A 17723-nucleotide genomic window follows, 5' to 3' on the forward strand; every position below is an offset into this window, starting at 1 on the left:
GATGTAAATATTTTTATATCCTGTTAATCAAAAGCTTACTTCTGTACGCTGCCAAAGATTTTATCACCAGCATCGCCTAATCCCGGAATAATATATCCTTGATCATTAAGCTTCTCATCAATAGACGCTGTATAGATCAGCACATCAGGATGAAGCTCTGCTACTTTTTGAATACCTTCAGGTGCAGCGACCAATACCATCACCCGAATATCCTTACAACCACTGGCCTTTAATACATCAATGGCTGCGACCAAGGAGCTTCCTGTAGCCAACATTGGGTCAATGATCATGGCAATACGGTTTGCAACATCAGGCACCAGTTTTTTATAGTATGTTCTTGCCTGTAAAGTTTCTTCATCTCGTTCTAATCCCAGTACTGACACTTTGGCACTTGGAATCAAATTTAAAACACCGTCAAGCATGCCAATTCCCGCCCTTAGAATCGGTACTACCGTAATTTTTTTACCGGCAATACGCTGTGCGTGCACTTTTCCAGCCCAGCCATCAATCACATGATCTTCAAGTTGCAAATCTTTAGTGGCTTCATAGGTCAATAACATGGTGACTTCCTGCGCCAATTCACGGAAATTTTTCGTACTGATGTCTGCGCGGCGTAATAAACCTAATTTATGACGAATCAATGGATGGCGGATTTCTTGAATAGGCACTGCGGCTTCACCTGATATAAATGATTGGCGATAGTATAATTTTTTTTATGTCAACGACCAACCTTCTTTATCAGTGTTTATATAAAAAAGCATCTCACGGATGAGATGCTTTTCAGATAAAAAAGTTTTGAATTATTTTTGTAGTGCGTATGCCACCACATAATCTCCATGATCTGTAGATTGTCGTGCGCCACCAGCTGAGATCACCACAAATTGTTTACCAGATTTAGGTGATACATAGCTGATTGGTGTTCCCTGACTTCCTACCGGTAAACGACCTTTCCATAATTCTCTACCTGTTGAACTATCAAAAGCTCGCAGGTAATAATCCTGTGTCGCTGCAAAAAATACCAGACCGCCCTGCGTTGCCATTGGACCACCAATTGTTGGCATACCAATCGGTGCATGAATTTTCATTTTAATACCAGATGGACCGGTGTCCTGTACTGTTCCTAGTGGAATTTGCCATGCAATCTGACGAGTTTTCATATCAATGGCTGTCATTGTTCCAAATGGCGGTTTTTGGCAAGGAATGCCTAATGCCGACATAAAGCGGTTTTTATTTACTTTATATGGCGTACCTTTCATTGGAACTGCACCCATTCCGGTATTTACAGATTCACCGCCATTGGCTTGAGCCTTAATATCCTCTGGTGTCTGTTTAATTAATTGAATCCATAAGCCCAAACGCATGTCATTAACGAATAGATAACGATGTGTTGGGTCAAATGCCATGGATCCCCAGTTCATTCCTCCCAAAGAACCCGGAAAACTCAAGGAAACATCTGTTCCCGGTGCAGTAAATAAACCCTCATAACGCATGGATTTAAAACTGATTCGGCACATGAGTTGGTCAAATGGTGTTGCACCCCACATATCTGATTCAGTTAAAGTCTGATTTCCAATTTGTGGCATTTCTACAGAACGTGGTTGCGTTTTGGAATATTGCTCATCTGGAATATCTGCCGCTTTTACAGATTGTTCAATCACTTGTGTTAATGGTTTACCTGTAACACGATCCAAGACAAAAAATTGACCAGATTTAGTCCCAATTACGACTGCCGGCCTAGTTGAACCATCTTTCATGGGAAAATCCACCAGACTTGGCTGCATAGGTAGGTCAAAGTCCCAAAGATCATTATGAACCGTTTGATATACCCATTTTTCTTTGCCTGTGGTTGCATCTAATGCCAAAACAGATGAATTATATTTATGATCCAGTGGCTGACGATTACCTCCCCAGACATCAACAGATGAACTTCCCATTGGAAGAAATACTGTATTCATTTTTGGATCATAAGACATGGCAGCCCATGAGTTAGCACTACTACGCTTATAAGTTTCACCCGGCTTTAACTGGTAGTTTGGATCAGGATTGCGTGGATCAAATACCCAGCGCAATTGTCCATTAATCACATCATAGGCACGAATCACACCACCTGGCATATCTGCCTGAAAATTATCGGCAATTCGACTACCAATCACCAATACAGAACCAGCAACGGTTGGTGCAGAAGTAACCTCAAAACGCGGAGCCTGTGTACCTTCTCCTAAACCTTTCAGCAAATTGACTGTTCCATTTTCACCAAAATCTTCACATTTTTTGCCATTATCGGCATTAAATGCAATCAAACGGCCATCTGGCGTATTGGTATAGACACGGCGTGGACAATTCACACTTGGCGTAATCGATGTCACTGGTGTTGAACCGCCGAATGTGGGTTGGATAACTGCTTTAGTCGTATCAACATAAGCAACTCCACGACAACGTTCCCATGCATCTGCGTGTGAATTTACTTCGGCCTTCCACAATTCCTTACCTGTATCTACATCTAATGCAATAACATTATTATGTGGCGTACACAAAAAAACTTTATCACCTACTTGTAAAGGAGTTTGTTGGTCTTCTGCACCATTTCCTGAACCTGTAGTAAAGTCGCCAGTACGATAAGTCCAAGCCACTTTCAAATCTTTTACGTTATTCCGATTAATTTGATCAAGTGCAGCAAAACGACTACCGCCGGCATCATTACCATAATGTTCCCAATTCATCTGTTTGGTTGCTGCGGTAACTGGAAGCAATGGCAACTCTTGTCCATTAGCTTCAACTGTTGGATGCGGAATAAACATGCCATACAAGCCGCCAAGCATTGCCAAAACAGTTAGTCCAGCCACAGCATACGAAGCTACAGACCATCTAGGTGTCTGAAACTGATATTTACGAATTGATGGCAATGTAAATAAAATTGCAGCAAACAAACCAGCTGGAAACATTAGACGTGAATGTAATGGCCAGAATTCCAAACCCACATCACACAATGCCCAAATGACCGTACTGATGAAGGCGAAAAGATAAAGCCAGACACCAAATATTTTTTTTCTAAAAATAAACAGGGATGAAAGTGTGATCAGTAATCCTGCAATCAAAAAATACCAAGATCCACCGAGGCTGACGAGTTTGACACCACCAACCAGAAAAAACAGACCAGTAATAAGGAGTGCCAATCCAAGAATAAAACACCAGATTTTAAATAAAGTGCCTGATCTGGTTTGTGAGTCAATCATACATTCAGCTCCACCTGCAATGTCAAAATGGGTAATTTAGAATGGCATTAAATTCCACTCAATATCAAGATTACCCAAAACGCATCATGTTAATAAAAAATGAGTGGTGGCTCCGTAATAGACTAAGCAACCACAATTAAAATTCGTTTAAATTTGAGAAAATTTCTGCAATTTTATTTAAAACTTTAATCCAACAGAAATGCCTGCGACCCATGCATTATCAATTGTTGACAGTCCATTTGGTTTATTGACATATTGCAAATTTGGTCGAATCATCAATGCAGGTGAATACTGATAAACATAGTTTAATTCAACATCTGTTTCTGCATCACGATCCGTATTGCTTGCAACTTTGTCATTAAACTGATAACGCCCCATCCCAAAACCAATCTGATCATTGGGACGAGATGTAAACGGTGCTTTATACCAGAGTACAATTTGTTGTGTACTTGATACATTGCTTGTGGTGGAAGTATCATTGAAGACCAAATTGATCGCAGCATACAAACCACCCTTAGGGTTTGTATTATTTACGGTTAATTGTTGTTGCATATTCAACCAAACTGCACGCTTAGGATCTGTAGCATTGCTATCATCAACATTGGCATAATCGTGGGTAGTATAAAAACCACCGAGTTTATATTCACCAGTCAATCCATTCATTCTTTGCGTTTTCCATGCCAATTCTACTGGAACTAATACGCCTTTTCCTGCACTGGTGTCCAGATTAAAATTGGCTTTTTTATCTGTACGCAAGTTCTCAGGATTATTTTCATAAACCCCTGCTGCAATGCTCCATTCTGGCGAAAAGTGATATTTGGCATTCATCGCCCAACCACTTACCGGACCGTTATACCAAACATCACCCTGACTTTTACCAACCTGCCCTCCACATAAAATCAGGCTCTGAAATTCACAATGAGAACCATTAAAGTCCTCTGACATCCCCATACGCCCAATTTTAATTTGCAAAGTATTGTCGATAAAACCACTTTTAATCCAGGCTTGTGTTAAACGCCAAATATTTCCACGACCATAAATTTCTGTTGGGCTGCCATTCATACCAATATCTGAAGCCAGATTACGTCCATCACGTTTGGTAATGGTCAATGCAGCAGTCGTATTTTTCCAGTCGGCAATTTTGGAAAGATCAAAGTTCACACCCAAGCCAAGCTGATTTGCATTTCGGGTTTGATGATTACTTTTACCACCATCGAGTATGGTTGCCGTCTGATTCATGATACTCAAATTAAATCTATAACCCAGATCTTCAAGCTGCTGACGTTTACCGTTCCAGTCACCCAGTAACCATTGCCGATCTTGTGACCAAGGCTCATTTGCCATAACTTCAGAGCTAAGCAGTAATGTACTGCCCAATATCGCCATTGTCAGTAATGTTTTCTTCATGTGGATTACCTTTTAAACTCATATACAAGGCATTCAACTGCCTATAATCTTTTTATTGCTTGCATTAATGTAATTTTAAGGGTTGACTCAATTCTGATGTTGCCCCCAGATAATCTGTGACTGTTGCCGTTAATGCTCCTTTTGCCACTGTTGCTCGCCACTGCACTAAGCCTTTCCCTTGTGCATCAGTACTAACCTTGACTGTGCCCAGATACTTTTGTGCTTCATTTCCCTGACGTACATCATTTGCAAAAATTTCCACATGATAATTTTGTTGTGGCTGCCCTGAAATATGGATTTGCACAATACTACCTCGTAAACTTAATACAGGTGGACGAATATTTTGGTTAGGAATTGCATTGCAATCTCCCTGTCCTTCAGTACTACAGGTTTTTTGCTGTTTTTCTAGAGGAATCTCTACACCACCACCTCGAGAACCAACAAATCCCACATGTTCCAATGCTGGAACAGCAAACACAATTGCGCCTAAGCGTTGATTCTCAACACAGGAACCTCCTGCTTCACAGCGTTTGATGTTTTTTGCATTATTCCAGATCTGATTTTTAGTCAACGTAATTCGTGCATTGGCTTCTTTCTCTGAACGAATGGCAATCCCAATACGGTTATCATGGATTTTATTGCTGTCCAAAATATTGCCATCACCAGTCAGATTGAATCCGATGGAATTTTTACTCAATTCGTTATAGGCAATATAATTCCGCTTGCCCCAGTTAATTTGTAATCCATCTGAATAATTTTCAAATTTATTGCCAATAATAGCATTGTCGTTACCCCATAAAATTTCGATTCCCTGTGAAGGCTCCGGATTTTCTTTAGTAGAAGTAAAATAGTTATTGGCCACAAGATTAAAAGCTGCACCACGAGTAAGTTCCAAGCCATCACCATTGTCAATAAATAGATTATCAATCACCTTGTTATTGTTGGTTGTGGTTGATGTTGGATTACCCTGTCCATCATCCCCCGTAATCATTACACCAGATCCACCATAATTATTGGATACCCGATTGTGTGTAATCAAGTTATTGCTAGAACGATTAATCAATACACCAATACAAAAATGATGAATATCCAGACCACGAATGGTTACACCATTCACATCCTGTAAGATAAATCCCGGTAAACTTGTCGTTCGTACATTAGTACCATACTGTCCTGCAATTGCACCAGGACAGGCTTTTGCACCTTCTCCCCGAATATAACCAGAACCATCAATACGAATAAACTCACCATTTTTTGCCCATTGCATGCCTTCAATTGTTACTGGAGCTTTAATGGCTGGTAATTGTGAGTTCAGTTTAATTACATAGGGTGCCTGACCAACAGCATGAATTTGAATGGTACTTTGCTGCTGTGGCTGACGGTTGGCCTGTTCAATTGCCCAGCGTAAAGATCCTTGTTGTTGATCATCCTGATAACGGTCGACAATATAAGTTTGTGCAAAAGCTGTCGCAAATCCGCCTACCATCATTGCTGAACCTATTACGGTTTTAAAAAAAAATTTATTCATTAAAGTTCCTTCTTTAATACATATTTGTTTCTACGGAGTAGGTTGTAATGTATTTAAAATATCCTTGAGTTTACTGACTTCAATTTGTCCTGGTGCAGAGGCTTGTCCAAGCATACCAAAGCTTAGACTACCACCAATACTGGCTGTGGCAACGCGTGTAATTGTGCCAAGCTGCCCCATGGACATGGTCAATAATGGTTTGCTAGATTGCTGACTCACCACAAAAGTTGCATTCATCAATGTCAATACATCTGCCTTCGATTGCGGCATAACTGCAATCTTTAAAATGTCAGCACCTAGAGCATCTTGTTGTAACAAACGTTTGGTAATTTCCTGTTGATCAGGTGTTTTCTGAAAATCATGGTTAGACATCACCACCAGAATGCCAGCCTGATGTGCATCATGTACCAATTGTTTGACGATGTTCTGATCACGGAACATTTCTACATCAATAATTTGTATAGACTTTTGCTTAATAAGTTGTTGATAAAGTTTTGCATAAGCTTGATCCGTACCTATAAATTTTCCACCTTCATGATGTGTACGAATGGTGGCAATAATTGGTTTGGTTCTCAGGCGTTGATTAATTTGCTGGGTATATGCTAGTAATTTGCTTGAATCCTGATAAAAATCCAACAAATCCAGTCGAAGTTCAATCAGGTCAATTGCATCTGTTTGTGCATATTGTTCCGCCTGATGCAAAGCATCTGCATAGCTTGGCCCAGTAATAGGAACAATTGTTTTGACTGGTAATTGACCGATCTGCACATTTTTCACATGATAACTCGTAGGTAATTTGCTCTCAGCACTACTAATATTGCCGTATCCCAAAGCACTCATAACAACCAGACCATATAAAGCTATTTTTTTTGCGATCATCTTAAAGCTTTCCTTACCAAAGCTGCATTTATGGTCTAAATACAGCTTTAATCAATCATTTAAATATCAAAGAAAACCGTTTCATTTTCGCCCTGAATCCGAACATCGAAACGATAAATAATTTCACCATCCCGTTCTTCACGTTTGGCAATTAGGGTCTGACGGCGTGGCGCCCATTCTATACTATTGAGAATAGGATCCTGAGCATTCGCTGTTTTTTCGTCTTCAAAATAAATACGGGTATTCAAACCAATATTGATACCACGTGCAAAAATCACCAAGGCAATATGAGGTGCCTGCATGCTACCTTTACGCCCCGGTACTGCACCAGGCTTAATGGTATTAAAACTCCAGAATCCGCTGGTGAAATCTGCACCTGTACGTCCCCAGCCCTGAAAGTTGGGATTGGTTTGATCCGGATAAACTCCATTGGTATCTGCTTGCCATATTTCCAGTAGAACATCCCGTAAAGGCAAGCCAAGGCCATCAAATACCTGACCCTCCAGGCGAATACGTTCGCCTTGTGGATTATTCTTTAACAAATTATTGTCATAATTATATTCAAAGACTTCAATTTCCGCCTGTTGCGGTAACAAGCCAATATGAACATACGGTCCACCAGTTTGTGATGGGGTTTCATGTAATTCCTGAAAATTCCAGTTATTCATTGTTGCCTCCCTTCCTTAGGTCAAATCGTTTTCAAAATAAGTTGCCCGGCGACCACGTAAAGTAATATCAAAACGGTAACAACGGCTATCAGCTTCAATAAAATTGCTTTTGTCTTCGAGCGCAATCAAGGCACGACGTTGTTCTTCACTCGGAATGGTTTGGATAATTGGACAGCTATCAATCAACGTATCCCCTTCAAAGTAAAACTGTGAAATGAGTCGTTGTGCCCAACCATCAGCAATTAATGAAAAATGAATATGCGCAGGACGCCATTCATTAATGCGGTTACGCCAAGGATATGGTCCCGGCTTAATGGTACGAAAAACATAATAACCATTTTGGTCTGTCAGCATTCTTCCACAACCGCCAAAATTTGGATCCATCGCACCAATATAAGTATCATTCGGGTGACGATAGCGCCCGGATGCATTCGCTTGCCAAACTTCCAGCAAAGCATTTTTTACCGGACGACCAAACTGATCACGGACATAGCCATGTACAATCACTCGTTCGCCAATTGGTAAGCCATCTTTGGCATAATTAAGAATCAAATCATTATCTTTAGCACCGAAATGATCTGCACTAAAATGCGGTGCTGTCACTTCTGTTAAAGTTTCAGCAATCGCAATCAAGGCATTTTTAGGCGAACGTAATACACTGGTTTTATATCCTGGTGTATAAGCGGGTGGATGATCATCAGTATTACGCTGCGCATAGGTTCCTAACAAAATCTGAGACATCTTTATCTCTCCTTAGACATTAAAAAATCCAATCTGGTGTATTACAACCCCTTAAATTCCCAGATCCTTAAAAACATCTTCTGCCAAATGAATGGCAGCATTGGCTGCTGGCAATCCGGCATATAAAGCACAATGCAAAAATAACTCTTTTAATTCATCCTTGGTTACGCCATTGTTAAAACAGGCCCGAATATGCATTCGTAGTTCATCTTCACGTCCCATAGCCAACAACATGGCGATGGTTACCAAACTGCGGGTATGGCGAGGTAGCCCGGGACGTGACCAAACCTCCCCCCATGCATAACGACTGATAAAATTTTGAAAATCCGAATTAAAATCGTTTAAGTTTTCAATGGAACGATTAACATGTGCCCCACCCAAAACCTCCTTACGAACTTTAATGCCCTGTTGATAACGTTCTTCATCATTCATGTGTCATCGTCCTATTGTTAGGTTGCATCTGTATGTGCAACCATAGATTTCAGAAATACTGCCACTGCGGCACATAAGGCAGGAATCAGCAACATGCTCAAAATCATGGTAAAAGACCAATGATTTCCAAGTAACACCGCACCAATCCATGCACCAAATACTGCGCCAAAACGACCAATACCAGACATCCATGCCACACCAGTTGCACGACATTGTGTTGGATAAAATCTTGCGGATAAAACAGGCATGGATGATTGTGCGCCATTAACAGCAATACCTGCACACAGAATAAAAATTGCCAGTAGAGTCGAATTACCGAGACTTTGCCCAACAATTACGGCAAAAATACCTGCTGCAAAATAAAAACCTGCAATCACTTTATTGGGATTAAAGCGATCCATAGCCCAACCAACAAATAAGGCACTGAGTACACCACCAAACTGAAATAAACCACCAATAAATGCTGCACGTTCCATAGAGGCACCGGTTTCACGCATTAAAGTTGGCAACCAGCTAGTCAATAAGTAAATCATCACCAAACCCATAAAATAGGTGAACCACAGCAACAAAGTACCTTTGGCATAACGTGCTGAAAATATCAGGCCAAAAATATTTTTCTGATTCGCTTCTTTTTTTTCTTCAGGAACGTGGAACTCTGTTGCACCTTGTATGTCCTTAGCGGAAATACGGGTTAAAATACTTTTAACTTTATCTTGATCTTTACCTTTTACGATGAGGTAACGATAGGATTCAGGCAAAAATACAATCACACCTATAGCCAGAACCAATGGTGCCCAGCCTCCGACCAAAAATAAACTATGCCAGCCAAATGTCGGAATTAACCAGCTACTGAGAAAGCCACCTGTGGCCATACCAAGGTTATAGCCACAAAACATACAGGTCACCAATAATGAACGCACACGATCAGGACAATATTCCGAAAATAATGTGGTGGCATTCGGCATTGCTGCACCCAAACCAATTCCAGTCAAAAACCGTAGCATCACCAATGTATCCAGATCATTGGCATAAGCCGATGCCACAGTAAATCCGCCAAAAATTAGCATGGAAACAGTTAAAATAATTTTTCGGCCAAAACGATCTGCTGAAGGTCCTGATACCAATGCACCAATAATCATGCCGCCCAAAGCCGCACTCATAACAGGGCCTAATTGTGAACGGTCGACACCCCAATCTTGTGCCAAAGCTGGTCCAATAAATGCCATGGCAGCAGTATCAATACCATCTAGAAAAACAATTAAAAAACATATTCCTGCAATCATCCATTGATAGGCACTTAAAGGTGCATTATTGATCACTGCCTGTGCATCAATACTTTTATTAGGCAAAAAACTATCCTGAGCCGCCATTTTCATCTCCTTGAGGCAATATTAATTTAGATTGTTATGGCCGTTTAAATCGACTCAATAAATCCCTTTAACACCTGAGTAAACTTTTCAGATTGTTCGATATTGGAAAGATGCGATGCATTGATTAGCACCAACTGGCTATCAACGATGCGTTGCTGCATAAATGTTGCATCCGTAATTGTTGTCACTGGATCCATTGCTCCGGCAATAATCAGAACCGGAAGGTTCATTTGAGATAACTGTTCACTGACATCAGCATTTGCCAAAGCACGACAGGCATTAGCATAACCCTGTAGAGAAGTATCTCTTAAAGATTGAATAGTCCGTTGTGCCAACACACTATTTTCATAATCAAACTGTTCGCTGAACCAGCGGGTATGTGTACTTTTAGCAATATCCTGTAAACCATTTTGTTCAACACTGTCTGCACGAGAATTCCATGCGGCAGTTGTGCCGATTTTTGCTGCAGAGTTTGCAACAGTAATGCTATAAAAACGTAATGGCGTATAAATTCCAAGCCACAATCCAGTAATACCCCCCATCGAAATACCACAAAAATGGGCATGCTCAACCTGTAAAGTATCTAGAATATCTAGTACATCCTCACCCAGATTTTTTAAGGTTGTTGCTGAGATAACATCACTTTCTCCATGACCACGGGTGTCATAACTAATGATAAAATACTGATCTTTTAATGCTGCAATCTGCTCAGCCCACATATTTTTATCTGTTCCTAGCGAATTGGAAAACACAATTGCCGGATGGCTAGGTTGACCATAAGTCGCTACAGATAATTTTTTCCCTTGGCGATTGGTAATCGTGATACTCACTTTGCCACTCCTTTTGCCTCAGCTAGAACTGCATCTATCTGTGCTTGAATATTACCCAGATATGTTGTAGGTCTAAAAATTTCCTCAATTTTTTCTTTGGAAAAAATCTTTTTGATCTCATCCAATTCCTGTACAACATCTTGTAAATGACGTTGTTGTTGTATGGCTTGTTGACAAGCTGTTTCAATCAAGTGATGTGCATTCAAACGTCCGATTTCTGGTGCCAAAGCCATCATTACTGCTTCTGCCATAATCAAACCCTGCGTCATATCAAGATTACGTTGTATCGCATCGACATTAACCTGTAAGCCCGACAATACTTCTTCTGTTCGTATTAAAGCACCAGCGCACAACTGAAAAATTTCAGGAATGGACAGCCATTCTGCATGCCATCCTCCCAAACTACGTTCATGCTCTTGTACCATGCTTTGGTACACACTACACATCAATGCCGGTACTCGATTGGCTGCTGCCAATACTGATGCTGCTGCCACTGGGTTACGCTTGTGTGGCATAGTAGAAGATCCACCACGACCTTTTGCATCAGGCTCAAAAAGTTCGGCAATTTCAGTTTGCATCATCAATGACCAATCTCGTGCCATTTTTCCCAAATTACCAACAATAATGGCCAGTGTAGCAGCCAATTCAACAACACGATCACGTTCACCATGCCATGTGCATGCTGGTTCATTCAGATCTAATTGTCGTGCAAATGCAGTAACCACTGAAGAACCTTGATCTAGCAAAGATGCTAGCGAACCAACAGCACCACCTAGTTGTATAGTAAGCACACGAGATTTTAATTGTGTTATACGTTGCAAATCTCGTCCCAAAGCACTTGCCCAACGGGCAAATTTATGGCCGAGTGTGATAGGTAAAGCCTGTTGTAACCATGTACGTCCGATCATCACCTGATCACGATATTGCTCTGCCTGATGCAAGGCAATCTGATAACTTTGTTGTAAATGTTGTTCAATAATTTCAAGTGCAGCACGGCATTGTAAGATGGTCGCTGTATCAATGATATCCTGACTGGTTGCGCCCCAATGTACATAACGGGCAGCATCCGTATCAACAGACTGAACTGCAGCCGTCCATTGCTTTACAAATGGAATAGCAATATTTCCAGCTAGACCAGCAGCGACTGCCAGACTGTCTTGATCCAGAACGTCTACACCTTGTTTTGCCACCTGAGTGATAACTGCCGCTACAGCGTGCGGAATTACACCCACCTGCGCCTGCGCCTGCGCCAAAGCTGCTTCCGCCTGAATCATATAACCCAGCATGCTGGTATCACTAAAAATTTCAGTAACTTCAGGCTGATAAAACAGGCTGGCGTATAGCTGGCTCATGGTCAGACTCTCTCAATAATCAAAGCAATACCTTGTCCAACACCGATACACATTGAGCATAAAGCATATTTCCCCTGAACTTTTTCCAGTTGATTTAATGCAGTGATAACCAGTCGTGCACCTGATGCGCCTAGTGGATGCCCCAAAGCAATCGCACCACCATTTGGATTAACACGCGTGTCATCATCAGCTAATCCCAGATCACGTGTACATGCCAATGCCTGAGCAGCAAAAGCCTCATTTAGTTCAATCACATCCATCTGATCCAAATTCAGATTGGCAAATTTTAATAATTTCTTAATTGCTGGCGCTGGCGCAAAACCCATAATACGTGGCTCTATACCGATTGTAGTCGCTGCAACAATTTTGGCACGAGGGGTTAGATGATATCGTTGTACTGCTTCATCGGAAGCAATTAATAATGCAGCGGCACCATCATTAATGCCAGATGCGTTACCGGCAGTTACCGTACCATCAGCTTTCACTACCGGTTTTAATCGGGACAAAGTTTCCAGTGTGGTCGATGCACGTGGATGCTCATCCTGATCGACAATAATCGCATCACCTTTTTTTTGGGCAATTGCTACTGGAATAATTTCTTTTTCAAAAAAACCATTACTTTGTGCTACAGCAGTACGTTGCTGACTTCGCAATGCAAATTGATCCTGATCTTCCCGACTTACATTAAACTGTTCAGCCACGTTTTCTGCTGTTTGTGGCATGGTATCAACACCATACAATTGTTTTAGCTTGGGATTAATAAAGCGCCAACCCATTGTTGTATCTTCAATTTTCTGACTACGGCCAAATGCTGTTTCAGCCTTACCCATCACATAGGGTGCACGGCTCATACTTTCAACACCACCCGCTACAATCAGGGTTGCTTCGCCTGCTTTAATCGCTCGCGCAGCAATGGCAATAGCGTCCAGTGACGAACCGCATAAGCGATTGACTGTGGTTGCAGGAACTTGATCAGGCATCCCTGCCAGTAAAGCAGACATACGGGCAACATTACGATTATCCTCACCAGCCTGATTAGCACAGCCATAAATCACATCATCCACTTTCGTCCAGTCAATATCAGGATGGCGCTGCATTAAAGCCTGAATTGGAATTGCACCTAAATCATCTGTACGCACACCAGCAATTCCACCTGCATAACGCCCAAATGGCGTACGAATTGCATCAATAATATAAGCGTTACTCATGTCCTTTTTATCCTTTATTTTCCATTAATAAGGTGTTTTATGTAGCATCCATCAATCTGGCACCGGTTAAATTTTGCAATTGTTCAAAACTTAATCCTTGAACCATTTCTATGACCTTTAAACCATTTTCCGTGACATCAATAATGCACAAATCGGTATAGATACGATCTACACATTGCAACCCTGTCGCAGGATAAGTCAATTGTTCAACAATTTTAAAATCACCTTGTTTGGTCACATGTTCTGTAGTGATATAAACTTTTTTGGCACCAACTGCCAAATCCATTGCACCACCTACTGATGGAATGGCATCTTTGGCACCAGTATGCCAATTGGCCAGATCACCATTTTCGGCAATTTGAAAAGCACCAAGTACAGCAATGTCCAAATGTCCACCTCTCATCATGGCAAAAGAATCACCATGATGGAAGAAACATCCACCTGACTGTAACGTCACATATTCCTTTCCTGCATTGATTAATTCAGGGTCCTCTTCCCCTTTGTTAGGGGGGGGACCAAAAGCCAATACTCCATTTTCAGAATGTAAGAACACTTCCTTATCTTTGGATAAATAATTAGCGATTCGGGTTGGCAGACCAATCCCTAAATTGACATAACTACCTTCTGGAATATCCTTGGCAACACGTGCAGCAATTTGATCACGGCTTAATTTTTGATAGCTCATTTTTGCTCTCCCGATTTTTTAAACCTTTACCACGTGTTTTACAAAAATACCCGGTGTTATCACTTCTTCCGGATCAAGATCTCCCAGATCGACCACTTGCGATACCTGGGCAATACTACATTTGGCTGCCATCGCCATAATTGGGCCAAAATTACGGGCTGATTTACGATAAATCAGATTACCCCAACGATCACCTTTATAAGCTTTGATTAAAGCAATATCTGCATGAATTGGATATTCCAGTACGTAATGTTTCCCTTCAATTTCACGAGTTTCTTTGCCTTCCGCCAACACTGTACCAAATCCAGTTGGTGTATAAACTGCTCCTAATCCCATACCAGCAGCTTGAATACGACATGCCAGATTACCTTGAGGAACGACCTCAAGTTCAATTTTTCCACTACGATATAATTCATCAAAAATGTAGGAATCAGCCTGACGTGGAAACGAACATAAAATCTTTTTCACAGCACCAGTGGACAATAATTTCGCCAAACCGTAATCTCCATTACCAGCGTTATTACTAACGATGGTCAGGTCTTTTCGGCCAAGTTCGATTAGCCCATCAATCAATTCAGCGGGCTGCCCTGCTGAACCAAAGCCACCGATCAGGATCGTTGCACCATCCTGAATCTGTGATAATGCACCTGTTAATGAGGTGATTTTGTTGATCATTTTCTGCTCCACTGCAAAACATTTCCAGAATCGGGGAGATCAAAGCTAAATTGTAGGTTTAAATGACGATAGCAATTCCAACTATTTTACTTTACATTCCCTTTGCTGCATTTTTGATAAATTTCAATTAATTTACCAGTGATTTTTTTCTTTTATGTTCGATTAATAGTAAACTAATACGACTATCGAACAATTCTTTATTCAGTAAATTTGCATTAAATTGCTGCTGTTCTATCTTTATTTAACACAGGATTGTCGTATATGATTGAAAAAAAACGACTTCAAAATCCGGACAATAGAAAAACTATTCGCCATGAAGACTTTATCGCAGGGATTGCCAAGGGTATGGCTATTCTGGATAGTTTTGGTACAGATCGACATCGTATGAATATTTCTATGGCAGCTGAACGTACTGGTTTAACCCGCGCCGCTGCCCGCCGTCATTTATTAACGTTAGAATATTTAGGCTATCTTGAATCAGATGGGCATTTTTTTTATTTAACCCCCAAAGTTTTAAAATTTTCAGGTGCGTATCTGGGTGCTGCCTATTTACCGAAAATTTCACAATCTTTATTAAACTTATTAACTAATCAAACATCACAAATTTATTCGGTAATGGTACTAGATGGTTTTGAAGCCATCACCATTGCGCGTAGTGCAGCACACCAACAAACTGATCGGGTTAATCCTTATGGATTACATCTGGGGAATCGCTTGCCGGCTCATGCAACTTCTGCTGGTAAAGTATTATTAGCACATTTACCTGAACAAGAAAGGTTAGACTGGCTAGATAAATATCCATTACAGCGTTTAACTAAATATACCTATAAGCATAATCAGGATTTTTTAAATCTGTTACAGCAGATTCTAGAACAAGGTTGGTGCTATTCTGCTGAAGAACATGAACTGGGGGTGCATGCGCTTGCCGTACCAATATTTAATTCATCTCTTAAGGTCATTGCTGCCCTGAATATTGTTGCACCAACAGGACGGATTACCAAAGCCTATATGGTTGATTATATTTTACCATTACTTCAGGATACTTCCCGTGAATTAAGGAATTTATTATGATTGCTATCTTTAATGAAGATTTGACTAAATGCATGTTTTTCTAAATTTATTTTTAAATTAAATTAGTCTAATTTTATAAAGTAAGCTGTATTTAGTTCATTTGATACTGAAAATACTATAGCTATATAAAAAAGACTCTGCACAGGCAGAGTCTTTTTTAAAATAAAATCTAATTAACGTACAACAGAAATTGATGCAGCTGCTGCAAAGTCTAATAATGGCTGCGGATAAACACCCAAAACCAGAACCAATAGCGCTGCCAACAATACCATAATACCGCCCGCAGTTTGTCCCCAATTATGCTGTGCATCAATACGCGGGGTTTCCGGTGGTGTCAAATACATAATTACCATTACACGTAAATAATAGTATAAACCAATACCACTACCCACAATGACCATTGCTGCAAGGAACCAGTGTGCGCCAGCAACTGCGGCCATGACCACCACAAATTTAGCAATAAAACCAGCAGTCAATGGAATACCTGCCAACGATAACATCATCACAGTCAGTGTTGCAGTCAAGATTGGGCGGCGCCAGAATAAACCACGATAATCTGCCAGACTTTCGGCTTCATCCAGATTGTTGTATGGACTAGACATTAAAGATACTGCACCAAAAGCACCAATTGTTGTCAGTACATAAGTTGCAATGTATACAGTAATTGTACTCACACTTGATACATCCGTGCTGATCAAAGCAACTAGCAGATAACCAAAATGGGCAATAGATGAATATGCTAGAATACGTTTTAAATTAACCTGTGTTACTGCCAATAAGTTACCACACACAATCGACAATACAGCGATAACTGTAAGTACAGTCATCATACCATCTAGCACCAACGTACCTGATGTTAAGACATAACGTAAAAACAAACCAAGCATTGCCACTTTGGCGACAGTCGCAAGAAATGTTGCCATTGGTGTTGGCGCACCTTGATAAACATCAGGTGTCCATTTATGAAATGGCGCCATAGATAATTTGAATGCGCTAGCAAATACCACCAATGCCAATCCAATCACCACCAATGGCTCATTTAAGGTATGCACAATCTTTAATGCAGATTCCATAAATGACATTTCGCCAGTGTAGGCATACACGTATGCCAGACCCATTAACAACATTGCAGAAGCAGTTGCAGATAGGACCAGATATTTAACCCCAGCTTCAAGTGATTTTTCACGTTGATAAGTATAGGCAAGCATGCCATATACAGGAATAGACATGGTTTCTAAAGCGATAAAGAAAGAAGCATAATGTGTACTAGACACCATTAACATCGCCCCTGTTACTGAAGCCAGCAACAGGATATATAACTCTTCACGATTATCTTTGAAACTATCAATATAAGCATGTGACAAAGTACAGCAAGCCAGTGCTGATACTAGAATCATCAGCATATACATATTGGCAAACTGATCAACAGTAAATAAACCCATGATGTTGCCAGGTGGAAGACCCAACCACAAATTACGCACAATCAGTAAAGCAGCAAGGTTTAAACCAATCACACTAAGTGTTGCTACCATCGTATGATTACGCTTGAGCGCTACCAGTAACATCGCAATGATCGCTGTTAAGGCCACGATCATCACAGGTGCTAAAAGCATTAGCTCCGAAAATGAAATTGTGAAGTTCATG

16 protein-coding genes are annotated in these 17723 nt (G+C 40.7%); 1 reads left to right on the top strand and 15 read right to left on the bottom strand.

The window, feature by feature from the left end:
* Positions 1-35 precede the first annotated feature (35 nt).
* From upp to F4V57_RS05775, 14 genes are all read right to left on the bottom strand, one after another.
* On the bottom strand, positions 36-668 hold the full coding sequence (upp, locus tag F4V57_RS05710) for a uracil phosphoribosyltransferase (protein WP_070069192.1): 633 nt from the start codon (positions 666-668) through the stop codon (positions 36-38).
* Positions 669-800: 132 nt separating this feature from the next.
* Positions 801-3233 (bottom strand): glucose/quinate/shikimate family membrane-bound PQQ-dependent dehydrogenase, encoded by a 2433-nt coding sequence (locus F4V57_RS05715; RefSeq protein WP_070069193.1) that lies wholly within the window; start codon positions 3231-3233, stop codon positions 801-803.
* Positions 3234-3410: 177 nt separating this feature from the next.
* Positions 3411-4640, bottom strand: a complete 1230-nt coding sequence (locus F4V57_RS05720; protein ID WP_070069194.1) for a carbohydrate porin — start codon at positions 4638-4640, stop codon at positions 3411-3413.
* 64 nt (positions 4641-4704) lie between these two features.
* Positions 4705-6168 carry a NosD domain-containing protein gene (locus F4V57_RS05725; RefSeq protein WP_070069195.1) on the bottom strand — a complete coding sequence of 488 codons (1464 nt, stop codon included), beginning with the start codon at positions 6166-6168 and terminating at the stop codon, positions 4705-4707.
* Between the two features lie 30 nt (positions 6169-6198).
* A complete protein-coding gene (gene aroD / locus F4V57_RS05730) occupies positions 6199-7047 on the bottom strand; it encodes a type I 3-dehydroquinate dehydratase (protein WP_070069196.1) in 849 nt (282 codons plus the stop codon).
* Between the two features lie 59 nt (positions 7048-7106).
* The gene (pcaG, locus tag F4V57_RS05735; protein WP_070069197.1) at positions 7107-7715 is read right to left on the bottom strand and encodes a protocatechuate 3,4-dioxygenase subunit alpha; all 609 of its coding nucleotides are present in this window, start codon (positions 7713-7715) and stop codon (positions 7107-7109) included.
* Positions 7716-7730: 15 nt separating this feature from the next.
* Complete coding sequence (gene pcaH, locus F4V57_RS05740) at positions 7731-8456, bottom strand: protocatechuate 3,4-dioxygenase subunit beta (RefSeq protein ID WP_070069198.1); 726 nt, start codon at positions 8454-8456, stop codon at positions 7731-7733.
* Positions 8457-8507: 51 nt separating this feature from the next.
* Positions 8508-8888, bottom strand: coding sequence for a 4-carboxymuconolactone decarboxylase (gene pcaC / locus F4V57_RS05745; protein ID WP_070069199.1), 381 nt, complete (start codon positions 8886-8888; stop codon positions 8508-8510).
* A 17-nt stretch (positions 8889-8905) separates the two neighbouring features.
* On the bottom strand, positions 8906-10258 hold the full coding sequence (locus tag F4V57_RS05750; RefSeq protein WP_070069200.1) for an MFS transporter: 1353 nt from the start codon (positions 10256-10258) through the stop codon (positions 8906-8908).
* Between the two features lie 44 nt (positions 10259-10302).
* A complete protein-coding gene (locus F4V57_RS05755) occupies positions 10303-11088 on the bottom strand; it encodes an alpha/beta fold hydrolase (RefSeq protein ID WP_070069201.1) in 786 nt (261 codons plus the stop codon).
* The gene (gene pcaB, locus F4V57_RS05760; RefSeq protein WP_070069202.1) at positions 11085-12440 is read right to left on the bottom strand and encodes a 3-carboxy-cis,cis-muconate cycloisomerase; all 1356 of its coding nucleotides are present in this window, start codon (positions 12438-12440) and stop codon (positions 11085-11087) included. The genes F4V57_RS05755 and pcaB overlap by 4 nt, the downstream gene beginning before the upstream one ends.
* 2 nt (positions 12441-12442) lie before the next feature.
* Entirely contained in the window at positions 12443-13648 is a 1206-nt protein-coding gene (pcaF, locus tag F4V57_RS05765; protein WP_070069203.1) for a 3-oxoadipyl-CoA thiolase, read from the bottom strand.
* Between the two features lie 37 nt (positions 13649-13685).
* Positions 13686-14333 (bottom strand): 3-oxoacid CoA-transferase subunit B, encoded by a 648-nt coding sequence (locus tag F4V57_RS05770; protein WP_070069204.1) that lies wholly within the window; start codon positions 14331-14333, stop codon positions 13686-13688.
* An 18-nt stretch (positions 14334-14351) separates the two neighbouring features.
* Positions 14352-15008: a 3-oxoacid CoA-transferase subunit A gene (locus F4V57_RS05775; protein WP_070069205.1), complete on the bottom strand. Its 657-nt coding sequence runs from the start codon at positions 15006-15008 to the stop codon at positions 14352-14354.
* Between the two features lie 261 nt (positions 15009-15269).
* Between F4V57_RS05775 and pcaU the strand changes: the two genes are divergently transcribed.
* The gene (pcaU, locus tag F4V57_RS05780) at positions 15270-16079 is read left to right on the top strand and encodes an IclR family transcriptional regulator PcaU (RefSeq protein WP_070069206.1); all 810 of its coding nucleotides are present in this window, start codon (positions 15270-15272) and stop codon (positions 16077-16079) included.
* Between the two features lie 173 nt (positions 16080-16252).
* Here the strand turns inward: pcaU and nuoN are convergent, their stop codons facing one another.
* On the bottom strand, positions 16253-17722 hold the full coding sequence (gene nuoN / locus F4V57_RS05785) for an NADH-quinone oxidoreductase subunit NuoN (RefSeq protein ID WP_070069207.1): 1470 nt from the start codon (positions 17720-17722) through the stop codon (positions 16253-16255).
* Between the last annotated feature and the right edge of the window lies 1 nt (position 17723).

The organism is Acinetobacter qingfengensis (assembly GCF_008693185.1).
Taxonomy (GTDB): Bacteria; Pseudomonadota; Gammaproteobacteria; order Pseudomonadales; family Moraxellaceae; genus Acinetobacter; species Acinetobacter qingfengensis.

Bases quoted from the DNA above. Each gene is read 5' to 3' on its own strand.
- F4V57_RS05715 (WP_070069193.1), bottom strand. From the start codon at position 3,233: ATGATTGACTCACAAACCAGATCAGGCACTTTATTTAAAATCTGGTGT.
- F4V57_RS05720 (WP_070069194.1), bottom strand. From the start codon at position 4,640: ATGAAGAAAACATTACTGACAATGGCGATATTGGGCAGTACATTACTG.
- F4V57_RS05725 (WP_070069195.1), bottom strand. From the start codon at position 6,168: ATGAATAAATTTTTTTTTAAAACCGTAATAGGTTCAGCAATGATGGTA.
- aroD (WP_070069196.1), bottom strand. From the start codon at position 7,047: ATGATCGCAAAAAAAATAGCTTTATATGGTCTGGTTGTTATGAGTGCT.
- pcaG (WP_070069197.1), bottom strand. From the start codon at position 7,715: ATGAATAACTGGAATTTTCAGGAATTACATGAAACCCCATCACAAACT.
- pcaH (WP_070069198.1), bottom strand. From the start codon at position 8,456: ATGTCTCAGATTTTGTTAGGAACCTATGCGCAGCGTAATACTGATGAT.
- pcaC (WP_070069199.1), bottom strand. From the start codon at position 8,888: ATGAATGATGAAGAACGTTATCAACAGGGCATTAAAGTTCGTAAGGAG.
- F4V57_RS05750 (WP_070069200.1), bottom strand. From the start codon at position 10,258: ATGGCGGCTCAGGATAGTTTTTTGCCTAATAAAAGTATTGATGCACAG.
- pcaB (WP_070069202.1), bottom strand. From the start codon at position 12,440: ATGAGCCAGCTATACGCCAGCCTGTTTTATCAGCCTGAAGTTACTGAA.
- pcaF (WP_070069203.1), bottom strand. From the start codon at position 13,648: ATGAGTAACGCTTATATTATTGATGCAATTCGTACGCCATTTGGGCGT.
- F4V57_RS05770 (WP_070069204.1), bottom strand. From the start codon at position 14,333: ATGAGCTATCAAAAATTAAGCCGTGATCAAATTGCTGCACGTGTTGCC.
- F4V57_RS05775 (WP_070069205.1), bottom strand. From the start codon at position 15,008: ATGATCAACAAAATCACCTCATTAACAGGTGCATTATCACAGATTCAG.
- pcaU (WP_070069206.1), top strand. From the start codon at position 15,270: ATGATTGAAAAAAAACGACTTCAAAATCCGGACAATAGAAAAACTATT.
- nuoN (WP_070069207.1), bottom strand. From the start codon at position 17,722: ATGAACTTCACAATTTCATTTTCGGAGCTAATGCTTTTAGCACCTGTG.